This is a genomic window from Nitrospira sp. (assembly GCA_029194535.1).
In the GTDB taxonomy this organism is placed as follows: Bacteria; Nitrospirota; Nitrospiria; order Nitrospirales; family Nitrospiraceae; genus Nitrospira_C.
On sequence record JARFXR010000001.1, the window covers coordinates 196,990 to 220,040 of the forward strand.

The following is a 23,051-nucleotide window of genomic DNA, read 5'->3' on the forward strand; positions in this document are numbered from 1 at the left end:
AGACGCTCATTTCTATTGACCGCCTTCCTGCTGCTGCTTCTTCATCCGTTCGCCGAATTGCTTCATCATCTCGGACAGGTCGGGCTTGGCTCCTCCGGTCGAGGCTCCGTCCTTTCCCGCTCTGCGCTTTTTCATTTCCTCTATTCGCTTCTGAACATCTTCGCCGCCCATGGCCCCCATCATGGCGCCACGGTCCATTTTCTGATATCCGGCAGGCGCGGCGAACAGCGCGGCGTCCATCGACTTCGCTTCGATGCCGGTCACTTCCGTACGAGTGGTCGCCGTTCCGGTGCTGTCGTATCGGATCGAGCGCAGCCCGAATCCTCCCTCGTTGATCAGCCGCGTGACCCAAGTCGGTTGCTTCTTCATCGGCTCCATCCAGAAGCTCGCCGTCCGCCCAAACCCCTTCGCGACACAGATTTCGTGCTTCTCCTTGTCCTCGCCCTTCTCCTTCACGCGCCAGATTTCGCAGGAGCGACCGGCGACCTTGTCCGTCTTCCCCGTGCGCTCCACCTCGTAGTCCTCCATGGCCTTGCTGATGCGTTCGCTCTGCTCACCGCCGAGCTTGATCTCCGTATAGGCTTGCCGTTCCGGAAACAGGACGAGCATCGTCTTGGCCTTCGAGTCGAGAATCATGACATGCGTCCTGCCGTCGGCTCGCGCGCGTTCGATCCGGGCCTTGTCGCCCTTGATCATCCAGTCCATTTTCGCCGGCTGTTCATCGCCATGAGTCGTGGTCATGTGAAGGACGCCTTCGAAATCCGAGGCCGTTGCCGGTGGTGGTGGGAACCCGGCGGCAATCGTGACGGTGAAGAGAGCAGCGAGGACACGCATACGACCTCCGTATGGATCAGACAACAGGGGCGGCGTCACGAGTCTACGCCGGGGAGCGCGGTTAGACAATCCTCAACCGGTTCCAGTCCACATCAGTTGCAGCCGGCGGAGTTCCGAGCTTCATGTCCTCCACCGCCCGGACGACGCGGTCGGCGACCGCCAGATTCCGGTACCATTTCCGGTTCGCCGGCACGATGTACCAGGGCGCGTGGTCCGTGCTCGTGGCGGACATCACGTCCTCGAACGCTTTCATATAGTCGCTCCAGAGTTTGCGCTCCTCGATGTCGCCCGAGTCCCACTTCCACCGCTTCTCCGGGTTTCGAATCCTCGCCTCCAGCCGCTTTTTCTGTTCGTCCTTCGAAATGTGGAGGAAGAATTTCAGGATGGTCGTGCCGTTGTCGCTCAGCAGATATTCAAACTCTTGAATCTGCGTGAACCGCCGCTTGACCTCCCGTTCGGACACCAGACCGTGCACGCGTGTGATCAGGACGTCCTCGTAATGGGACCGGTTGAAGATCCCGATGCAGCCTTTCGCCGGCACCTCCTGGTGCACGCGCCACAGGAAATCATGGGCGAGCTCTTTGGAAGAGGGGGACTTGAAGGACACGACCTTGCAGCCTTGCGGGTTCACACCGGACATCACGCTCCGGATCGTGCCGTCCTTTCCGCTGGTGTCCATGCCCTGGAGGATGATCAGGAGTGCGCGCTTCCTATTCGCATAGAGTCGTTCCTGCAGCCGACTGAGCCTTCGAATCAGCTGTCGCGTCTCCGCCTTGGCAGCGGCCTTGTCGTCGTCATGTTTCTTGTAAGGTCCCGTATCGTCGGGGTCACAAGCGTTCAAATCCAAACGGGAGGCGGCCTTGACGCGATGGAGCTTCATGCTGTCTCCTGGCCGGGAGGCCGGCGTGAACGGACCACGCATCCCAGGGAGGGGACTGTCACCCTTCAGCTCGGCGACTGTCCTCGTTGACCCGTAGAAAACTGGGACAGGCACCGGTTGCGCCGGAGCCAGTCCCCCGCGCGGCTCTGAACGCTGCGCGAAAAATCCTGGCGGACTTTTTCAGCGCCTTGCTAGGGCTGAGCGGGAACGTCTTGCGCGCAGCGGAAGCCGACGTTGGGATCATGTTCCGTCGGATCTCCCTTCGTGCGGAACGTTGACCTCAGCCGATAGGGGGCATTGGTGTAGGATCCTCCGCGTTGCACTTTGGCCGCGCCTTCCGCCGGGCCGCGCGGGTTGATGGCTGGATTCTTGGAGGAGTAGAACTGCTCGTCGTACCAATCGATCGTCCATTCGTAGAGATTTCCCGCCATGTCGTGGACTCCGTAGGGGCTCTTCCCCTTGTCCCTGTTGCCGATCGCCGAGACCGTGTCGGCTCCTTCCTTCAATCCGAAGACGGCATGGGCCGGGGTCGGCGTCTCGTTGCCCCAGGGATACATACGGCCGTCGGTCCCACGGGCGGCTTTCTCCCATTCCGCTTCAGTCGGCAACCGTTTGCCGGCCCAGAGACAGTAGCCCATCGCATCCATCCAGTTGACCCACCGGACCGGTTGATCGATATGCACGACAGGCGTTTCCTTGTCTTTGAATCCCCACGGCGGCTCGATCTGAATGGCTTCGACGAACTTGGCAAAGCGCCCGTTGGTGACCTCGAACTTGTCGATATAAAAACTGTCGATGAAGACCCGATGGATCGGTTGCTCGTCGACGTCTCCCTTGTCGCTCCCCATCGCGAACTCGCCGGCCGGGATCAAGACCATCGGTGCTCCGTCCTTTCCCGTCATCTCAGCCTGGAGCGGCGGTGCGGGAGCGGGTTTGGACGCGGACGGCGGGGATCCGTTGGCTGGTGCTGTAGCCTTAGTCGGCGGCTTGGGCTCGCCTTCCGTAGCCTTCGGTTTCGCCGGGGGTGGAGCTGTCGGTGCCGGCGTAGGCGTCTGTGCAGGACCCGGTGTGGATTCGGGCTTCGCCGGACTCGGTTCCGGCTTTGTCTGGTTCGCTTCCGGCTTTGCTTCCGGCTTTGAAGGAGTCGCTTCTTTTCCGTTCGTCTCGGCGGGAGCAGCCGGTTTCACGGCAGGCTGCTTGGCTTCGCCCTCCGGCGGTTTGGGTTTTGGCGGAGCAGGCGCTTGAGCTCCTTCTGATTTTGGAGCCGCGGCCTCGTCGGCTTGTACCGCCACAGCCGTCAAGGCGATTGAGAGCACCACCGTCAGCGTGACGGCCGCCGTTATTCTCATCGTGTGATCCGGGTCATTCTTCTTTCCGGCCGATCAGCCGGAACAAGTGTTTGACCCCTTCAGGGTACCGAAAGGACCTACAATAAATCTAGGGCCGTCGACCAATCACTGCGAAAATGAAAGACTTTTAACGCAGGCTTGTAGGGAATTGCCTACAGGGAGGATACCAAGCGGGACCGATCGAGTGGTACAAGCTATGAGTGCAGCCGGGGTATCGCATCGTGGAGGAATAGTCGGCATGAAGGTTCACCGCCCTCTCGCTCCGTATGAACTGATCCTGCTTCTTATCTTCCCATTGACCTCCTGCGTATCGGTGCATGTCGAGCCGTTGACCCACGAAGTGTATCCTCCCAAGAACGGTCCGGAATCCCTGCAGTGGCTGGAAGCCGAGCCTGAAGCTCCTCATGTGAAATTGGCGCGGATCAGCGCCACGAGTCAGACTGCGGATGAAGACGAACTGCGCGAAAAAATTCTGGCCCGTGCCGCAACGCTCGGAGCGGACGCGGTGATCATGGGAAAGTCCGACGTGTTGGAAACCGTCGGGACTGGGTCTCCCCCGCAATCCACGATGGGACAGGCCGGCGGAAGCACCGGAGGCTGGTGGCCTTTCTATTATGACCGCTGGAGCCTCGCGCAAAGCCCGACTGATAAGACGGAATTCACAGAGTACTTATCCGGAACGGCCATACGATACGTGAATGAGAAGTAGTTGGCCGGTTTGTTCATGGGTCTGGCGAAACATTCACTTTCGCCTGGTCTCGATGCCGTGACCGCTCAAAATCCCACGAACATGCGCCTGATGCCGACTTCGATCATCCAATCATAGGCGCCGGGTAGGTCCCGCCCCCAGAGCCCGACCCCCGGCCGGAGCCACAATCCCCAATCTTTCTTGAAGCGATAGCCTCCCTCAAATTCCAAGACCATACTGGTTTTTTCCTTCCGCTCCCAATCCATTTGACCGACTGCCTCGAGCTGAGTCCACCAGTGGTCCGACCAAATCGTGTTGAACCAACACTGAAGGCGGGACGCGGAGATGTCATTGCGCGAAGGGTCGCCTCCCACTGAGAACTGGTGCTGGAGCAGCGCGAAGATAAGGGATCCCCACGCAGGGAACACGTGGGCCGTTGCCAGGCCCGGTCCTACCGTGTATTTCCCTGTCCCCAATGTGTCTTCCGCCGTGGGGAACGTGAAGTCCATGCCGAGAAAAATCGTATCCGCCGGATCAGAATAGACACGCCCGCCGGCCCGTACCAACAAGTCGCTCAATCCACGCCGATTGCTTGTGCCGGGCTGGTTAGGATTCGACCACACGTACGGCAGGTCCGCCCGCAGCACAATGTTCTTATGATAAGGCACGTCGATGCGACCGACGACATTACTGTTCCGGCCGCCGCCCGCCAGCGCATCGTACCGAAAGAAGGTCTCGACCCGCCCGACGATGGCCGTCGGGTCGGTCCCCATCCTGGCCGCAATAGCAGACAGGCGCCTAGCTTCCTCCTGCTGCTCGGGAGTCAGCGGCTTCGCTCCGAATCGCCTGACTACCGGACGCGGTCGGCTCGCTCTCTCATCCTCCGGTCCTGACGTCGCCTCGTCGAGTGGAAGAGCCTGGTCAGTTCCCTGAGAGCCGGCGGCATGACCCTGTTCCTCGAAGGATGTTCGTTCTCTCTGCTCTGAGGAAGATGACGACTCCTGCGCGAACGACGGCTGGAACGCACTCAAGAGGAACAACCAAATGAGCCAAGCGCCTGTTCCCGGCAGGCCGGGAAGAATACGGATCGCTCCGGGGCTCTGCACACACTGCGTCATGCGCTGCCGCCGACAGGTAGTCCGGGGAATTCTGTGGAGACATCGCGAGGATGCAGTGTCCAGAATGTTCGACCTCAATGAGGTTCAGAGAGGTCCTTCTGCGGTACGCTCAACGATCTGCGAATGTCTTCTACCGGCCTTTCGAAGTAGTCCCAGGGATCAAAATCTCGCCACATATCCCTGTTCACCCGGCAGCCACGAGCGAAGGCTGCGATCATCTTTTCAGGGTTCGCTTGCAGCGCCTGCGAGGGAGCGACCGGCGCGACTTGGATGTTCAGATGATACTGGGCCAAACCAAAGAGAATCCCAAAGATAGGATCCTCGAATTGGCAGCCGGCTTGAAAGGCGGCGATTTCAATCTCCTCCGTCGCCGTCGTCCCGTAGTCGCCGAGAATGTGCAGACAGTCATGTACGACGATGATTTCCGGGGCCGCGCCCTTTTCGCCAGGATAGGGAAAATTGTTCCGGTGCAGATAGTCCGTAAAGGCCCTGCCGAGTGTTCCGGTCGCATACTGATCCAAGTTCTTGTACTTGGCCGTCACGTCAGGGAGTTGAACGCCGGCAAGGGGGAAGAACTGTTTGATCGCCGCGGCGATACCCCCGGACGTGACCGTCTGTCTGATTTTCACGCCCGGCAAGGATCTTCTGATAATGTCGATCCTGGCAAGCAAGAGGTGCTTGTTCGCCAACTTCCAGGCCGTTTGTATCGGCCCCAGATCAGCCAGGAGCGCCGCCCCATATCGCTCAAGTCGAGCAACGGCATGCGTATCCATTTCTCCATCGATACAAGCCGCGACGATCCCGCCCCTGATGATGCGCTCTCTGAACTCCTGTTCGATGGCGGTTGTTGCAAGTTCTTCCGGAGAAATCCACTCCAACTGTTCCAATACGAAGCCGGTCTTCAAGATATGCTCCTGAACGCCCAGAAGCAGCCGGCGTTGTAGATCCGACAGCTCTCTGTCCGGTGATCCGATGCACACGGACTTGATCGTGCGCAGACCCGTGCGCGCGACACTCTCTGGGACCGGACTGAGTTTCATGAGATCGGCGGCTGCCTTCTTGTTTCGGGGAAGTAATCCGGCGGCAAACGCCCCTCCGATACGTGGTACGGGGTCTTGCAGACCACTTGCGCCTGTCGATGGAGTTTCATCGGCGGCCATCATAGCACCACGGAGCCCACCCGTGGTGGGCCAGTGTCCGAACAGCTTCGACCGGTGAGATGTCCTTCTGATCGTCTTGGTAGATCCCGGGGTCTCCCGACCTTGCTGCGGGAGCACAGGCAGGCGACTCCCCAGACAGGACTTGCACCCGCAAGATTCCCGGCACATTTTCAAGGGGGGGGGGCTGAACAATGCAGGTCAACGGGACAGGCCGAGTACCACCGATAACGGGATGGCCCATATCCGATCGGCGAGCCGTTCCGCCCGCGGTCCGGTGTGAATCAAGATTCCATGAGGCGCGCCTCGCTTATACTCATCCAGGAAGAGACGCAAATGGGCGATATCGCCTGACTGTGGCCGACTCGTCGCCTTGATTTCAACCGGAACCACGGTTCCTTCCCGCTCGATGACGAAATCCACCTCCGCCCCGCCGGCCGTCCTCCAATACAGCACTTCGGGCTTCGGTGTCACGGATTCCCGCCAGGTGAGCAGATCGCTGAACACCAACGTCTCAAGCAAAGGGCCGCGCAAGCCGGCCTTGTCCAGGTCAGCCTCGGAGGTGACTCCCGAGAGAAATGCCGCAAGGCCGCTATCGCAGAAGAAGAGTCGGGGAGTCTTGATCAGCCGCTTCGTGCGATTGACCGCATAGGCGGGAAGCCGATGGAGCAGATAGGACGCTTCCAGAAGATTGAGGTACCGATGCGCCGTCGGCTGGGATAACCCCACGTCACGGGCCAGCTCAGTCTGGTTGACGAGCGCGCCTGATCGCAGCGCAGCCGCGCGCATGAGCCGCCGGAAATCGATCAGATTCTCGATCGTCGAAAGAGCCTGGAGATCCCGCTCCAGATACGTGCGAACATACCCATCCAGCCATGCTCGCTGCACGGACGGCTCCATGTCCAAGACGGTCGGCGGAAACCCGCTCTGCAAGACCCGCTGACCCAGATCCGAGACCGGGGCGTGGGTACCTTCGAATTGCGACGGGTCGGCCAAGACTTGCTTCCACTGGCCGACGGTCCCGAGTCCCGCACGTTCCGCTGGGGTAAGGGGATACAACGTCAGGTAGATCGCGCGACCAGCCAGTGTTTCAGACACAGTGCGGAGCAGTGCAAGATTGGCGGATCCGGAGAGGAGATATCGTCCAAGTTTACGCTCTCGATCCACCGCTCGCTTGATGGCCAGGAGCAGCTTCGGGCTCCGCTGGATTTCGTCAATGGCGATCGGTCGCTTGCCGAATACCAGGGTCTCAGGCTCTCGCTCAGCCAGATCGAGTACGTCGATGTCGTCCAGCGTGCGGTAGTCCCGGCCGGACTCGGGAAGTAATTCTCGGATCAGGGTACTCTTTCCCGTCTGTCTGGCCCCAGTCACAATGACCACGGGAAACGCCTTGAGCGCGCGGACTACGGTCGCTGTAAGATGCCGGGGGAGTGTGGTTTTATGATCATTCACGCCATGAATGATAATCATTCACGGCGTGAATAGCAACCAAGCCGGCATGTCGATCCGACGGGAGTATCGGGAGTCTAGAATCTACCTCAAAATGGGCGTTCCGGTCAGAACTGGTCATGCCCGCGAAAGCGGGCATCCAGAATGTCCTGAAAAGACTGGATTCCCGCCTGCGCGGGAATGACGACCACAGATTCCATCCCATCATGAAGGAAATTGAGATAGGTTCTAGTCTCCTCCGACAACAGAGTCAGCTACGCTACATTGAGCGGTCTAGCGCAGAGCACTTCGTCTTCGCGGAGGCCTTCGAGGGCGGAGGCAGAAACAGTGGTAACAGCGATCGTGTTGCCAACAGCGTTGAAGACTTCGATGGAGTAGCCCTCTGCGCCATCAGGCGCGGTGTGATGGTCCACCAGTTTCACGACGTCGCCCCGTCGGAGCCGATATTCTGGCAGATCGCGCGTCAACGCCACGTCCGTGTAGAGCTCAAACTTCATCGTGATGCACCCCCTTTATCGGGAATCAGTGTAACGACCTTCGTGATGCCCGACAAGTGTTCTGTCATCCAGACGCTGCGAATGGGTAAAGCCACGCCATTTGGGCCAATCAGCGTTCCTCACTTCCGGCAATACCGGCGTCGTTGCATTGTGGTCGAGATGGATCATTGCAGGGCGCTTATCCTAGGCACCTGCAGCAGAGAGTGCAAGATTCCCCTCCTTCTGGCGACTTATCAGTAAATGAGATTGCAAGCGAAAGGAGTGAAATCAATGAGACTCAAATCGAAGCAGAGCGACTGGCTCGATTCGAAAGCAGCGCGCAAGGAACTTAAAGTTTCCGCCTGCGACCTTTCTCACATCCGTGAAACAGGAGAGCTGCGTTTCCGGAAAGACAGGAATGCCTATCGCTATCTGAAAAAAGATGTGTGGGACTTGAGGAAGGCCAAGGAGAAGTGATTTCCTGATCCTGTGTCCGGATGGAGGAAATTGTCCGAGGTGGCAGAACAGCCTATGAACGTCGCTTGCTGAGACGTCTCAGGCTGTGCAGGTCTCCAACGATGAGGGCTTCCTTTTTTGCTCGACTCCAGTTCTTGAGCTGCCTCTCTCTCCGGATCGCTGCTTCTTCGCTGAGAAATGGTTCTGAATACACCAACCGGACGGGCCCGCGTTTGAATGTGTACGCGGCTCCTCGGCCTTCGTTATGCACCGTCACGCGACCATGAAGATCCTGCGTCGTGCCCACATAGAGGCTGCCATCAGCGCAGCGGAGAATGTACGCGTAAAACATTGGAACCGGACGCCCCTCGACTCGCTCGACCATTCTCGGAATCGACCTTAAGCGAAGTCGAAGGGCCGCCTCGTTCCGTCTCGCTCGCTCGGGGCACCATTCGACTCGCAGTGATGGTGTCCTGAGCAATTCCCAGATGGCCTGCCATGAGCGAGCCCTGAGCTGATCGAAGGGCGAGTCGAATGGTGGACCCTCTTGCAGCGGGCTCGAACCTTCTTCGAGTCGCAAAGCCCCTGATCCTCTCGTTCGGACCGCTTGAACGCCTGTCACGCCCCTTGCGTTCTTCTATTGGATTTAGACTTGAGGTGGCAAGGGGGCGTGCCAGGCGCGTTCTGCCTCGGTCACTCGCCTTGCAGAGGCGCTGAGGGTCTCTGTCCTCGGGCTTCAGCCCCTAAAGGTCTTCCGCTCCCTGCGGGCCGAGCCCCTCTGGTGCCGCAAGGCTCGAGCCCTCGGCTTCCGGGCCGCGCAGAACTTTTCGGACTCTGAACCACGCCAGCGAGCGCCGCCCATGTGTCAGCCCCGCCCTGGAGAATCAGGCAAACGACATCAACACCAAAGAGTTCGCGGGAGACTGCTTGCGGCAGACTCCCGCACTCCAGACCATGAACGTGTGTGGCTTCGTGGCATGCGCCACCAAGCCCAACCTTTCATTCACGGCCCTCCACCCACTCGGCAGTCTCAGTCGGGTGACTTCGACAAACCTGGCGGATTCCGCTCGCACCCTTGGTGAGCCCGCCCTCTGGTAAAGCGAGTGACGCTCGATGTCCCTAGCCCATTGATTTCTTGAGTTATTTGACGTATCTGTCTACCGGCGAATGTCCTGTAAGGCTGCCCTCTAGTAGGAGGCATACTCTCCAGTCATGTCCTCTGACCTGACCTTTATCACCAACGAGCCCGGCAAGAGCCTCCGTGACCGTTTCGGGGTCTTGCTAGGTCACGGTACGCGGTACTTCGACTGCTTAGTGGGGTATTTCTTCATCAGTGGCTTTTACAAGCTCTACCCAGCCTTGGAGAAAGTTGAGAAGGTCCGCATCCTCGTCGGACTTCAGACGGATCGCGCAGCCTACGAACTGCTGGAAAAGGCCAAAGAAAAAGGTGAGCTGCATCTAAAATCTCACGCTTCGGCGAAAGAGCAAGTAACGCAGGATGTCCTTGCTGAGCTGGCAAAGTCTGCTGATACCACTGAAATCGATACGGGCGTTCACAAGTTCGTCGAATGGATTCGTTCAGGCAAACTCGAAGTCAGGGCGCACCCCTCTGCGAACCTGCACGCAAAAGTGTACATCATGACATTTGCGGAGGGTGACCGGGACAAGGGCCGTGTCATCACCGGCTCCAGCAACCTGTCCCAGTCAGGGCTTCAGGACAATCTGGAATTCAACGTCGAACTCAAGAACAGGTCTGATTACGATTTTGCCATCGAGAACTTCAATGAACTCTGGGCGATGGCAGTCGATGTCTCCAAACCTTACGAAGACACGGTTATCAACAAGTCGCCCTATGCGCATTTCACACCCTATGAACTCTACCTCAAGTTCCTGTACGAGTACTTTCAAGGCGAACTCAACCGTCCATCGGAACTGGAGGATATGTATGTGCCCAACGGGTTCAAGAAACTGAAGTACCAGGAGGAAGCCGTTCTGAGTATTCGAAAGGTCCTCGACGAATATGGCGGAGCGTTCCTCTCCGATGTCGTTGGACTGGGCAAGACCTACATGGCTGCACTGCTCGCCCAGCAGCTTGATGGCCGTTGCTTAGTCATCGCTCCACCGCATCTGCTCGACAAGAACAATCCAGGCTCATGGCCCAACGTGTTCGGAGACTTCCACGTCCCCCACACGGATTTCGAGTCCTCCGGAAAACTCGACGCGCTCTTGGAGCGGGACGTTTCCAAGTACACAAACGTCTTCATTGACGAGTCGCACCGCTTCCGCACCGAAACCAACCAGACGTACGAGATGCTGGCGCAAATCTGCCGAGGCAAACGTGTGATTCTGGTTTCTGCCACTCCGCTTAACAACACGCCGCGAGACATCTTGAGTCAGATTAAGCTGTTCCAACCCGGGAAGAACAGCTATATACCTAACGTCCGAAATCTCGAAGCATTCTTCTCCAAACTCGAAAAGAATCTGGGCGATCTCGACCGGCAGCATGATCGAGAGGAGTACTTCAAGCATGTGAAAGCGAATGCCAAGGCCACGCGGGAGAAGATTTTGAAATACCTCATGGTCCGCCGCACCCGCAGCGAGATTGTGAAGTACTATGGAGAAGATTTGAGTCGGCAGGGCTTGAAGTTCCCCGATGTGGCCGATCCAAAGCCGCTGTTCTACACGTTCAGCAAAACTGAAAACGCAATTTTCACCGAGACCATTCGCCTGTTGGTCCAGGAGTTCACATACGCTCGCTACAAGCCATTAACCTATTACGAAGGCAAGCACGAAGAGCGTGAAGTGCAGAGCCAGCGCAACCTGGCGAAGTTCATGAAAATCCTGATCGTCAAACGTCTGGAAAGCAGTTTCTATGCGTTCCGACTCACGCTCGATCGATTCATTAAATCCTACGCACGGGTCATCGAGGAGTTCGGCAAAGGCCATGTCTATATCAGCAAACAATATATCAATAAGATTTTTGACCTCCTCGAAAGCGACGATCAGGAGGCGATCGATCAACTGCTCTCCGAGGATAAGGCCGAAAAGCTAAATGCGAAGGACTTTTCGTCCGGGTTCATCGGCGACTTGAAGAACGACCTCACAATCCTCCGTACAATCGAAAAGCACTGGAAGCAAATCTCACGCGATCCCAAGTGGGAGGCGTTTCGTGAAATTCTCATCACCACGAAGGCCCTGAAAGGCGGCAAACTGATTATCTTCACGGAGTCCAGGGAAACAGCCGAGTATCTCGCAGATCGCATCGCCAATGAGGTCGAGCCCAAGGTGGTACTGTTCACGGGGCATTCCGATGACGCCGTTCGCAAGCACGTCATCGCCAACTTCGACGCCAGAGCCTTTCAATCGAAAAACGACTATCGGATCCTTGTATCGACCGAAGTGCTCTCCGAAGGCGTGAACCTGCACCGATCCAACATCGTCATCAATTATGACATCCCATGGAATCCCACGAGATTGATCCAGCGAGTCGGTCGCATCAATCGCGTGGATACCAAGTTTGACACGATTCACACCTACAATTTCTTTCCCACCGAAGAGGGCAATGACCTTATTAAGCTGAAAGAAGCGGCTGAGGCCAAGATTCATGCGTTCATCGAAATGCTCGGTGCGGATGCGAGACTGCTGACCGAGGGGGAGGAGATCAAGTCGTATGACCTCTTTGCCCAGTTAAACTCTAAGAAGACAATCACGGGCGAGGACGGAGAGGAAGACAGCGAACTGGAATACCTCACGGAAATCCGGGAAGTCCGCGACAAGAACCCGGAGCTATTTACGAGGATCAAGCAGCTTCCGAAGAAAGCTCGATCCTCTAGAATGCTAGAAGCTAACCCTGCTTCAACGATCAATCAACTCCCGGCGTTGCTGACCTATTTCCGTCAGGGCCGACTCGATAAGTTCTTTGCAGCTCATCCTGGTGCCCATGACGCAATAGAGGTAGACTTCTTTGCCGCTGCACAGATCCTCAAGCCTCATGACACTGCTGAAGCACGGCAGACCATTTCACAGGACTTCTATGCGCTGCTCGACAAGAACAAAGAGGCTTTCACGGCGGCAACGAGCCCGTCGAACGACGATGCCTCATCCCAACACAAAGGCGGTGCGAACGATGCCTACATTCTCAAACGTCTCAGGGCCAAAGACATTCGCCACTACCACGGATTCACAGAGGAGGACGAGGAGTATCTCCAGCAGGTCGTCCAACTCCTGAACGACGGCGCGCTTCCTCGACCGACCACGAAGAAGGTCGCAGAGGCGCTGAAAAAAGAACTCGAACCCCTAAAGGTTTTAGGCATCCTTCGGCGAGACATCCCTTCGCAACTGTTCCAGCCCACGCGGGCTCAACGGACGTTCCACGCGCTCAGTCCGCGCGAGGTCATTCTCTCGTCCTACCTGGTGCAAGCCAAATGAACCGAGACCAAGCGCGCGCGCTCGTCCGGGACACGTTTACCCGCTCGTTCGACAAGGCCGGCTTCCGCAACTTCGCCATCAACCTCCTCAACAAGTTCGACGAGTCGAAAGCCTTTTTCTGCAACAGCACCTATGTCAAGGATGCCTTCAAGGAGCACGTCTCGCGTTTCGAACGACTCGGCACCTACACGTCGCCTGAAAGCGAAAAGCTCGACGTGCTCATCGTGCACCTGACGAACGAATCCAAATTGGAGCGCGCACGCACGGCAATCCGCAACTTCGTCGCGGATCATCTTAAACAACATGACAACAAAGACGCCGCGCTCGTCGCCTTCGTTTCACCCACCGAGCAACAGTGGCGGTTCTCGTACGTTAAGATGGAGTATGCCACGGTTCAGAAGGAGTCCGGCAAGATTGGTGTGGAATCACGCTTGACGCCGGCCCGGCGCTTCTCCTACATCGTCGGCGAAGGCGAGAGCTGCCACACGGCACAAACCCGCTTTCTCGATTTGCTGCAGGACACGGAGAACAATCCCACGCTCGCGCTAATCGAGGATGCCTTCAGCGTCGAGGCTGTCACCAAAGAATTTTTCGCCCAATACCGGAAGCTCTTCGAGGACATCAACGCTGGGCTGGACAAGTTGGCAGTGAAAGACAAGGCCATTCGCGACGAGTTCCAGAAGAAGCACGTCAAGGCCGTGGACTTTGCCAAGAAGCTCATGGGTCAGGTTGTATTCCTGTACTTCCTTCAGAAGAAAGGCTGGCTCGGTGTCGCCAAGGGAAAGGATTGGGGCACTGGCCCACATGATTTCCTGCGTCGGCTTGCCGGCGGCAAATACGGTTCTTACGAAAACCTCTTCAACGACATCCTCGAACCGCTCTTCTACGACACCCTGGCGACCGACCGGGGACACGAGGCCTGGTGCAATCGTTTCCAGTCCCGCATTCCGTTCCTCAACGGCGGTTTGTTCGAACCGCTTGGCAATTACAACTGGAAGAAGACCGACATCATTCTGCCGAACACACTGTTCACGAATTCTGAGTTCGTCGAGGAGAGCATCACTGGCACAGGCGTCCTCGACGTGTTCGACCGCTACAACTTCACCGTCAACGAGGCCGAGCCACTGGAAAAAGAAGTGGCCATTGACCCGGAAATGCTTGGGAAGGTCTTTGAAAACCTCATCGAGGACAATCGCCGCAAAGGTCTCGGCTCCTATTACACGCCGCGCGAAATCGTCCATTACATGTGTCAGGAAAGTCTCATTAATTACCTCGATACCGCGCTCAACACGGCAGAGGAATCTCCCATCCCGACAAATCCCAAACAAACCACGCTTCTCGGCGAGCCAGAACCGGAACAAACCGGACTCAAAACAACCGTGCGACGCGAAATAATTTCGCGTGGAGAAATTGAGGCCTTTGTCCATCTCGGCGAACAAGCATCGCTCTTCGAAACCGCACGACTGTCAGGAACCGTCAGCTACAGACCGCAACTGCCCAAAAGCATCGAGGAGCACGCGCGACTGATTGACGAAAAACTGGCCGACATCACCGTCTGCGATCCTGCCGTCGGATCAGGAGCCTTTCCGGTGGGAATGATGACGGAGATTGTCCGCGCGCGCTCCGCGCTCACGCCTTACTTCAACGACGTGCACGACCGCACGCCTTACCACTTCAAGCGCCACGCCATCCAGAACTGTCTGTACGGCGTGGACATTGACCCCGGCGCGGTCGAAATCGCGAAGCTCCGCCTCTGGCTCTCGCTCGTTGTGGACGAGGAGGACGTGAAACAGATCAAGCCGCTGCCGAACCTGTTCTACAAAGTCGTCACCGGTAACTCGCTGCTAGGCGTGGAGAAGAACCTATTCAACGAACGGATTTTCCAGCGGCTTGAAGAACTGAAGCCGCGTTACTTCGACGAGCCGGACAAGGACAAGAAAGATCGCTACAAGCAGCAGATTGACGACACCATCCACGAACTGACCAACGGCAAGGAGGATTTCGACTTCGAGATTTATTTCTCGGAAGTGTTCCATCGTAAAGGCGGCTTTGATGTGCTGATCGCCAATCCACCGTATGGGGCCGACTTGTCGGAATTTGAACGGAGACGACTCGAAAACAAGTTCCCATTTGTCCCAGATTACGAATCATACGATTATTTCATTTGTATTGGACTGGAGCTACTAACAACTGGAGGATTTGAATGCTTTATTGTGCCAAATACTTGGTTGATAAATCGGTATGCGAAAAGGTTCCGTAATCATTTACTTGAAACGTACACCATCCTTCGCATCGACGACTGTTCGGATTTTTCTGTATTTGAATCTGCAAATGTCCGTAACACTATAACTATGTTGTCAAAGACGCCTCCGGCTTCTAATTACGCGCTGCGGCTATCACTGTTTTCCTCATTAAAGGGTCATATTCAGTCCAAGGATGTTGAGTCTAAGGAATTGCGAGTAAGGTTAGATAATTGGTTAACCTCTTTTTCTGCAGCGGACAGTAAGATTGTGCTAGCGGATAAAATTCGAAACCAGGGGACACCGTTAAGCGATTTTGCTGACAGTTCTCAAGGTTTAATACCATACGACAAATATCGAGGCCATAATGAATATACGATCAAAAACCGTATATGGCACGCCACTAGGAAGAAAAACAAAACATATCGCCGGGAGTTACAAGGTAAAGATGTGGACCGATATTTGGTTCAATGGAATGGAGAGACATGGATTAGTTACGGCATTTGGCTGGCTGCCCCTAGAGAGCCACGTTTCTTTAAATCCGAGCGCATTTTGATACGAGAGATTACAAATCCTCGCATCCTGGCTGGATATACAAAGGAGGAATTTTACAATACACCTTCAATCATAAATGTCGTTTCATTCAAAAAACTATCTCCTTTCTTCATCCTAGGATTAATTAATTCTCGCCTTCTTTCTTTTTATCATTTCGAAACTTCTCCAAAATCTAAGAAGGGACTATTCCCGAAAATCCTTGTTAATGATGTTAGATGTCTTCCCATTAAGGACGTGTCGTCAAAAGTCCAAGCGCCTATTATTGAATTAGTAAAATCAATCCTCAAAGATAAGGAACGCGATCCTAGCAGTGATACTACAGATAAAGACCGGGAGATCGACCAGTTGGTCTATGCGCTCTACGGCCTGACGCCGGACGAGATCAAGCTCGTCGAGGATAACGCTCAAAGATGATCTCGTTGCGGGCGCGGGGTTTACGGTGGGGGTTTCCCGCCTCATGGAAGACAGGATTGATATACTGAGGCCCTCCGATCCCGGCATGATCTGAACGGACGAGCTATGGCAGCATCAATTCCAGCGATGGTGACTCCAGCCCTACTCAAGTGGGCGCGGAAAGAAAGCGGTTATGACCCCGAGCCGGCCGCGAAACGGGCTGGTGTGCACGCTGACAAACTTCTTGCGTGGGAACAGGGTGACGCCAAGCCGACGCTGCGCCAGGCGCAGGCGCTCGCCAAGCTCTATCACCGGCCACTGGGCCTGTTCTTCTTGCCACAGCCTCCTTCGCTTCCTCCACTCGCTGCAGAGTATCGGCGTCTGCCGGGGATTGAACCAGGGGCGGAATCGCCTGAATTGCGGCTCGCGCTTCGAGTCATGTCTCAACGACGAGAAGTAACGCTTGAGTTGAGCGGTGAATTGGACCATACCGTACCGGAGTTCACTGTCGCACTCCATCCATCCGATCCCCCTGTGGCTGCGGGGGCACGGCTGCGGACTGTGCTCGGCATTACTCCAGAGGAGCAATTGGAGTGGGCAAATGAATGGCAGGCGTGGAGGAGTTGGCGTGAAGCGGTGGAGCGCATCGGTGCTCTCGTCTTTCAATTTCCCAAGGTTGATCTAAAGCAAGTGCGGGGTGTGGCACTTCCGATTTTTCCGCTACCCGCCATCGGAATTAACAGCAAGGAGTCTTCGGCTGCCGCGCGTTCTTATACTCTGATGCACGAGTTGGTGCATGTGGCCCTTGTGTACGGGCATGAGGAGGACGTGGCTCTGCGCGAGCGTCGCAGTGAAGCAAGGTGGCAAGAGATGGAACGCTTTGCCGAGGAAGTCGCGAGCGCAGTGCTCATTCCTGATGAGATGTTGGGTGGATTCTTGGGGAAGATGTCCGTGGCGCGTGATGCGTGGGACGTGCCCCTGGTGAGGAAACTGGCCACTGCATTTCGAGTCACGCCGCTGGCGATGGCGACGCGCTTGCGTTCAACCGGTGCATTGACGTGGAACGGCTACAGGTCGTGGAGAGAAAAATGGGATGCTTACGTGGACACATTGAAGCCGCGCAAAGGTGGTCCTGTCTCACCAGTGGATAAGACCTTAGGCCGCGCAGGCCGTCCCTTTGCCCAACTGGTATTGGAAGCATTGGATGCCAACCGAATCACCTCGGTAGATGCCAGTCGATATCTTGACCTTCGTTTTGATTATGTCCAGACCCTTCGTCAGCAGTTGTTCAAGGGGCCAGGCGGAGGATCCGGGGGATCTGATGGTGGAGACGATGGCGACTGAAAAGGATAGATCCGCCCGTGTACTCCGTTGATACGAGTTTCTTCATGGATTGGCAGGCCCGGTATTATCCGCTGGATGTATTCGCGACTTTAAACACACGGATCGAGCAACTCATCAAGACCGGCAACTTCAAAGCCGTTGAGTTGGTCAAGGAGGAGATCAATGCGATCGGAACGCCTGACCTGAAGACATGGGCTGGCAGCCATAAGACTCTCTTTGCCCCTCTCACCCCCGATGTCCAGCTCGAAGCCGCCGCCATTGAAGCAAAGTACCCTGACTTGCTGGATGTCAAAAGCCCCCATCAATCGGCTGATGCCTATGTGATTGCATTCGCAAAACTCCAAAGCGGCATCGTTATCTCGCAAGAGACCTCTGCTCATGAAAAGCGAAATCCCAAGAAGAACCACTACATCCCCGATGTCTGCCGTGACCTCGGCATCCCTTGCATCAATCTTCTTGGTTTAATGCGGAAAGAGAAATGGAAGTTCTGAATTTAAGCTTGGTATCAGAAAGTAAAACCACTAGAGGTGTTTATCCGGCGGCGTCAATGAAGAGAGGCTTCGCCTGATGAGCCGCCGGAACGCACGAAGTGCGGTTTGGTGGAGGCGAGGGGAGTTGAACCCCTGTCCGAAGATCGTCGGCACACCGGATCTACATGTGTAGCCGATAGTTTAAGTTTCGCAGCCACCCACGCCCATCGGCTGGCTTAGAATGGCCGCTAGCCCAGAAAGTTCTCGTCCTCAGCCGCTGAGCACCGGCGTTGGACCAGCCCGCTGCATCGCGCCATTCCACCCCCGCGGGCCTCAGATGGAACGACGTCACAGCTTATTAAGCTGCGAGTGCCAGTTCTTGATTGGCAGTTGCATTTTCCCGGAGTTGTACGAGTCCCCGAGAGCTCGACATGCACCGATGGCGTCAGTATCCCCGTCGAAACCGGTCGCCCCCCTTTCGTTCGGATGCTGAAAAAGGCTTCTGGCTGCGTTCTCACTTCGCTCCGAGGCTCGACGTACATACAACAGTACGCCTCGCCCCTTCGCTCGTTGCGGCCTTGCCAGAAGACCTTTTTGAACATCCTTAAAGATCTCCGACGCGGCCTTGCCAGAAGCCATTTTGAACATCCTGTTGCGTCCGACTTCTGCAAGAAGCCCCAGGCTATCAGCATCTTCTTACAGGTGTTCATGATACCGCATGGGTCAAGGGGATGCCAGGGTGTCGAAGATTGGAAAGCAGAAAAGCCGACTGCTCATCGAACCTAGCTTGGCGTGCTTGGGGAAGCTGCTGATACTGCTTCCGAAAACGGAGCGTGAACGAAGCCGTCAAGCCGTCCGGCGTCTTAGGGCACGCACGGTCGCTTGAGCGGTGGGAAACGGCCCCTTGACGCGGCCGCGCTTGACTTCCCCGATCGCCAAGGCCAGTTCTCGATCAATCATGCGTTTCGGAACTAGGGTAATCGTCCTCCCTTGGACCTTCGCTTCAAGGACATCGCCCACTTCAACGCCGCCTTAGGATTTCCCTTTCAGTTGGCACTCAATGACAGCTAGTGTTGTGTCCCAGAAGTTCAGGCAATAATCCGTTCGCCCTGAGACGGTCGAAGGACACCCACTTTCAGGGAGTTCCGTTGATGGTTCGACAGGCTCACCACGAGCGAGCTTCTGGGGCGCAACACCAGGAATTAAGACAAAATGACTTTATCGAACATAAATTCCTGGCTTCGACATGAGTGCATCCCAAACTCATCCTTCCAACATACGGTTCCTGGCGAAATCGCATAGCCGCGGCGCGAGACCGGAGCTAAGTCGCAGGTTGGTCAAAAGCGTCGTTCGACGAGGCCGCAGCGAGCGAAAGCCCGAGGCGTACGGTTTTAGGTACGTTGAGGGTTTGAGCGATGCGAGAACGAAGTTGACGGCGCTTTTCAACATCCTGTTACGCGCTCTTGAAGCGGGTGATCTTCGCAAACACGATCGCGACGAAAGGCAGGGCGAGCCCCAGCGCCAACTGCACGATCAGCAGGTCTCCGAGCTGGCTGTAGTCGGCAGGAGTCTGAATAGCTTGTGAAACCTGGTCGCGTACCTCTCTGGTGACGACGAAGACGTCGTTCAGGTACTTCGTCCCGAGCTGGCTCAGCGACAGCGCGAGGTTGGTGAACGAGGCCATGACGGCAAAAAACGTCGCCTTGAGGTTGTCCGGCGCGCTATTCGCGATCCAGGCCAGCATCGGGATCATGGAAATCTGGCCGAGCGGCGATTCCAGCGCCGTATCGATCAAGGCGATGAAACGCGCGTCGACGATTCCGCCGGTCACCCTCGCTGTCCATTCGTGCAGACCATAGTACATACTGACGATCGGCAACGTGAGGATCGTCCCGATCACCGTCAGGAATCCCACGACATAGGCGATTGACCGCTCGGCCATGAATCGACGGAACACGAACATGCCCGCCAGGGTTAATGTGCTGCCGATCAGCGACAACACCGAGAGAAACTGCTGGTCGAACTTCAGGTGATCGATCATCCACCAGGTCGTACCGGGACCGGTACTCGGAATCGCACGGAAGATGAAGACGACGACCGCCGTGCCGACCAAGGTGAAGCGTTTGTCCGGTTCCAGTTCGTGCACGAGCCGCGTCATGAGGAAGAGCACGATGGCCATCGAACCGGCAAAGACGATTTCTTCACTGTAGGGAAACCCGCCGAGTCCGACCGTCAACGTGAACAGCACGAAGGCGAGGCTGCCGCCCAATATCCACCAATTCGGCTTCGTCGGTTCGGTTGAGTCCTCTCGTACATGCACCATGTGCTCGGCCTGCTCACGCGAGAAACCCTGCGAGAGGAGGCGCTGCTCTTGCTGCTGTTGGAGCCACCAGGCCAATCCGACGCCGAGTACTGAGACGAACGGAATCACCAGCGCCATCAGATAGACCTGCTTGTACAGACGAACGAGTTCGCTCTGTGGCAGGCCTTCCGTGCCGCTGAAGATGTAGACGTTGATCAGCGCCACGATGATCCCGCCACCGATGATCGCGACGCGGCCGAGCGTCTGCATGGTGGTATGCATCAGCTTGCGTTGCGGTTCATCGAACGACCGGCCTTGGTCGTTGACGCGGGGAACCGCCTCCACCGTCATGGCATCTGCGACCGCGTCTTGAATGACATAACCGATCGGGGCGAGCAGGGCGCTGATCACAAACCAGGTTTCCGCGGAAACGACCGACGTCATCGCGTCGCGATTGCCGATTAGGGCGGCCATGATACCGAGACTGACGGCGAGCAGTCCCGCACCCACGCCGACGAGCCAACTTTTCCAGCGCCAGAGCAGGTCGACCGTATGGCCGATGGGCATCTTCAGCGCCCAAGGGATGCCGGCCCAAAAGCCGAGCGCGGCCAGGAAGGAGGCAGAGAGCCCGAGGTAGTCTTTGACGAAGAACGTGCCTACGATCCCGGTCAGACCGGAAATCCCATAAGCCACGTACACCATCAGCGGCGGTAGATAAGACAGCCGCATCTCGCGTCCGAGCGACAGGATGTTCCGATCGATCCAACTGGTGAGGTCGTGCAACATGCAGGGCGTCGTCGTCAGGCCGAGACGATCGCGTCCGCTTCGATCTCCACGAGCAGGTCGGGATCGATCAACCGTTTCACTTCGACCATCGTCGTGGCCGGCCTGATGGCGCCGAAGATTTCCCCGTGCGCCCGGCCCACCTCCTGCCACTGATCGATGTTCGCCATGTAGATGCGGGTCCGGACCACGTCGCTCAACGAGGCCCCAGCCTGCTTGAGCGCCGCTTCAATGGTCTTGAACGTCTGGATCGTCTGCGCATAGGCGTCGCCTTTACCGACCAGCCCCGACGGCGTCATGGCTGTCGAGCCGGATACGGATACCGATTGACCGACCCGCACCGCCCGCGAGTAGCCGATCTTGCCTTCCCAGGGACCACCGGTGGAAACATTCTGTCGTGGCATGCCAGCTCCTTCTGCTCGTTAGCTCAAGGGAATGCGGCGCTTGTTATGGCCCAACCAGGTTGCAAAGGTCGGATCGATCCAGCGCCCGCGCGCACGCCGGATCGCAAGGTCCGCCAAGGCCGCTTCGATCAATCGCAACCGGCCGAGTTCCCGGTCCTTCACGTTCTTGTCGAAAACGTACCGGCTCATGAGGGCATGACGAGCCGTCGTTCGAGGAGGTCTTCAAGCTTCCTGCGCAAAATGTCCGGCGACAGGCGAACTCGATCTCCATGCCCGGCCAGCACCCACTCGAACCGGCGATGAAGCAATTTCTCGATCGACCGAATCAACTCTCCGTGGTCCCAGACCAGCGATTGCGGCGCGCCCAGTCGCTCGGAGTCCGGTTCCCACCAAAGATGGTCGCCGGTAAACAAGAACCGCTCCTTGTACAGAAGCGCTTGTGAGCCCGGCGTGTGGCCCGGTACGGGAATGACGAGAAAATCCGGCGCGAGCTGCTGTGGTTCCGTTCCATCGACAATCCATTCCGCGCCTGGAACCGCGTCTGCGTCCGCACGGTGGATCAGGCGCTGCGCCCCGAAGTGTTCGGCGTATCGGCCGGCATCGGCCACGTCGTCTTCATGCGTGAGAAAAATGGTTCTGATGCCGCCCATGCCCTCGAACGCCTCGACCAATTGCTTGAGATAGCGCGGGGAGTCGATCAGCCAGTTGCCGTCCGGATGTCGGATGAAGAAACTGTTGGCTCCGAAGGACTTCTCCGAATTGAACCCGCAATAAAAGACGCCGTCTTCCAGATGGAGCGGGAAACTGTTCTTTGCCTGCTGCAAGCGCGCCTGGTCGGTGTCCTCCGTCCCGATTGAGCCGACCGGACAGGCGAGGAGCGCTTGATAGGCTTGGTGGATCTGCTCGTCACCCTCCGGCTGGTGCGCGACCGCCGAATACTCGCCGATCTCCTCAAAGCTCTTCGGCGCCAATTGCCGGCAGGTGTCGCAGTTGATGCACGACACATCCACAAAAAAGTTGCCCGCCACATTGGACTCGAGGCGCTTCTTCCTGTCGGCCATGGACTACATTCTCTATATTGTGATGCCGGGGCTCTCTTTCCCGTTCTTCACCCGATCCGCCGCGCGCCAGAGGTACCAGGAGGCGGCAGTGCGATAGGGCTTCCACCGTTGTCCATATCGTAACATCTCCTTCGGCGTCGGCATCGATCGGCGGCCGTACGCGATTCGAAAGCCGTTTCGTACGCCGAAATCATCCACGGGCAGCACATCAGGACGACCCAGCTGAAAAATCAAGAGCATCTCGACCGTCCACCTCCCGATCCCCCGAATCGTGATGAGTCGCTCGACGATCGCGTCGTCGTCCAACCGCGCGATGGCGCGACTCGTCGGCACCGTGCCGTCCAGCGTCTTGGCGGCCAGGTCTCGAAGCGCCAGGGCTTTGGCGCGAGAGAACCCGCATCGCCTGATCCGGCCCGCGTCGAGTGCGAGCAATTCATCCGGACGAGGGAATCGACGGCGAGGGAACAGCGTGACAAACCGGCGGAGAATACTCTCCGCCGCCTTGTCGTGCAGTTGCTGATACGCGATCGCCCTCGCCAAAGATTCGAACGGCGACCGTCGGCTCCGCTGTTTCAGCGTGCAGGGCCCGATGTCGCAGATCAATCGCTCCATGACCGGGTCGACGAGCGAGAGATGGCGAATCGCGGGTGAACGGCGCGTCACC

The 23,051-nt window shown here is 57.0% G+C and carries 19 protein-coding genes and 1 other RNA gene; 6 read left to right on the top strand and 14 right to left on the bottom strand.

The window, feature by feature from the left end:
* Positions 1-12: 12 nt before the first annotated feature.
* The 3 genes from P0111_00870 to P0111_00880 form a co-directional block, all read right to left on the bottom strand.
* Positions 13-834, bottom strand: a complete 822-nt coding sequence (locus P0111_00870) for a DUF4412 domain-containing protein (protein MDF0642553.1) — start codon at positions 832-834, stop codon at positions 13-15.
* Between the two features lie 61 nt (positions 835-895).
* Positions 896-1,714: a polyphosphate kinase 2 family protein gene (locus P0111_00875; protein MDF0642554.1), complete on the bottom strand. Its 819-nt coding sequence runs from the start codon at positions 1,712-1,714 to the stop codon at positions 896-898.
* 191 nt (positions 1,715-1,905) lie between these two features.
* Positions 1,906-3,063 (bottom strand): SUMF1/EgtB/PvdO family nonheme iron enzyme, encoded by a 1,158-nt coding sequence (locus tag P0111_00880; GenBank protein ID MDF0642555.1) that lies wholly within the window; start codon positions 3,061-3,063, stop codon positions 1,906-1,908.
* Between the two features lie 238 nt (positions 3,064-3,301).
* Here P0111_00880 and P0111_00885 point away from each other — a divergent pair, with 238 nt between their 5' ends.
* Complete coding sequence (locus tag P0111_00885; GenBank protein MDF0642556.1) at positions 3,302-3,772, top strand: hypothetical protein; 471 nt, start codon at positions 3,302-3,304, stop codon at positions 3,770-3,772.
* Between the two features lie 65 nt (positions 3,773-3,837).
* Here the strand turns inward: P0111_00885 and P0111_00890 are convergent, their stop codons facing one another.
* From P0111_00890 to P0111_00905, 4 genes are all read right to left on the bottom strand, one after another.
* Positions 3,838-4,869 (bottom strand): hypothetical protein, encoded by a 1,032-nt coding sequence (locus P0111_00890; protein ID MDF0642557.1) that lies wholly within the window; start codon positions 4,867-4,869, stop codon positions 3,838-3,840.
* A gap of 74 nt (positions 4,870-4,943) precedes the next feature.
* Positions 4,944-5,909 (bottom strand): hypothetical protein, encoded by a 966-nt coding sequence (locus tag P0111_00895; protein ID MDF0642558.1) that lies wholly within the window; start codon positions 5,907-5,909, stop codon positions 4,944-4,946.
* A gap of 318 nt (positions 5,910-6,227) precedes the next feature.
* The gene (locus P0111_00900; GenBank protein ID MDF0642559.1) at positions 6,228-7,478 is read right to left on the bottom strand and encodes an ATP-binding protein; all 1,251 of its coding nucleotides are present in this window, start codon (positions 7,476-7,478) and stop codon (positions 6,228-6,230) included.
* Between the two features lie 251 nt (positions 7,479-7,729).
* Positions 7,730-7,972 carry a DUF4926 domain-containing protein gene (locus P0111_00905; protein MDF0642560.1) on the bottom strand — a complete coding sequence of 81 codons (243 nt, stop codon included), beginning with the start codon at positions 7,970-7,972 and terminating at the stop codon, positions 7,730-7,732.
* Between the two features lie 270 nt (positions 7,973-8,242).
* On the opposite strand from P0111_00905, the gene P0111_00910 reads away from it, so the two are divergent.
* The 5 genes from P0111_00910 to P0111_00930 all read left to right on the top strand — a co-directional run bounded on the left by P0111_00910 (position 8,243) and on the right by P0111_00930 (position 17,858).
* Positions 8,243-8,428 (top strand): hypothetical protein, encoded by a 186-nt coding sequence (locus P0111_00910; protein ID MDF0642561.1) that lies wholly within the window; start codon positions 8,243-8,245, stop codon positions 8,426-8,428.
* 1,191 nt (positions 8,429-9,619) lie between these two features.
* Positions 9,620-12,835, top strand: a complete 3,216-nt coding sequence (locus tag P0111_00915; protein ID MDF0642562.1) for a helicase-related protein — start codon at positions 9,620-9,622, stop codon at positions 12,833-12,835.
* Positions 12,832-16,044 carry a TaqI-like C-terminal specificity domain-containing protein gene (locus tag P0111_00920; GenBank protein MDF0642563.1) on the top strand — a complete coding sequence of 1,071 codons (3,213 nt, stop codon included), beginning with the start codon at positions 12,832-12,834 and terminating at the stop codon, positions 16,042-16,044. The genes P0111_00915 and P0111_00920 overlap by 4 nt, the downstream gene beginning before the upstream one ends.
* 105 nt (positions 16,045-16,149) lie before the next feature.
* Positions 16,150-17,367 carry an XRE family transcriptional regulator gene (locus P0111_00925; protein ID MDF0642564.1) on the top strand — a complete coding sequence of 406 codons (1,218 nt, stop codon included), beginning with the start codon at positions 16,150-16,152 and terminating at the stop codon, positions 17,365-17,367.
* Between the two features lie 17 nt (positions 17,368-17,384).
* A complete protein-coding gene (locus P0111_00930; GenBank protein MDF0642565.1) occupies positions 17,385-17,858 on the top strand; it encodes a DUF4411 family protein in 474 nt (157 codons plus the stop codon).
* Between the two features lie 106 nt (positions 17,859-17,964).
* On the opposite strand, the gene ssrA is transcribed toward P0111_00930, so the two are convergent.
* From ssrA to P0111_00965, 7 genes are all read right to left on the bottom strand, one after another.
* Positions 17,965-18,312, bottom strand: a transfer-messenger RNA (tmRNA) gene (ssrA, locus tag P0111_00935).
* Positions 18,313-18,683: 371 nt separating this feature from the next.
* The gene (locus P0111_00940; GenBank protein MDF0642566.1) at positions 18,684-18,857 is read right to left on the bottom strand and encodes a hypothetical protein; all 174 of its coding nucleotides are present in this window, start codon (positions 18,855-18,857) and stop codon (positions 18,684-18,686) included.
* 433 nt (positions 18,858-19,290) lie between these two features.
* Positions 19,291-20,925: a hypothetical protein gene (locus tag P0111_00945; protein ID MDF0642567.1), complete on the bottom strand. Its 1,635-nt coding sequence runs from the start codon at positions 20,923-20,925 to the stop codon at positions 19,291-19,293.
* Positions 20,926-20,939: 14 nt separating this feature from the next.
* Entirely contained in the window at positions 20,940-21,326 is a 387-nt protein-coding gene (locus tag P0111_00950; GenBank protein MDF0642568.1) for a RidA family protein, read from the bottom strand.
* Between the two features lie 18 nt (positions 21,327-21,344).
* Complete coding sequence (locus P0111_00955; GenBank protein MDF0642569.1) at positions 21,345-21,515, bottom strand: hypothetical protein; 171 nt, start codon at positions 21,513-21,515, stop codon at positions 21,345-21,347.
* On the bottom strand, positions 21,512-22,387 hold the full coding sequence (locus P0111_00960) for an MBL fold metallo-hydrolase (protein MDF0642570.1): 876 nt from the start codon (positions 22,385-22,387) through the stop codon (positions 21,512-21,514). The genes P0111_00955 and P0111_00960 overlap by 4 nt, the downstream gene beginning before the upstream one ends.
* 12 nt (positions 22,388-22,399) lie before the next feature.
* Positions 22,400-23,050 carry a DNA-3-methyladenine glycosylase gene (locus P0111_00965; GenBank protein ID MDF0642571.1) on the bottom strand — a complete coding sequence of 217 codons (651 nt, stop codon included), beginning with the start codon at positions 23,048-23,050 and terminating at the stop codon, positions 22,400-22,402.
* Position 23,051: the final 1 nt, after the last annotated feature.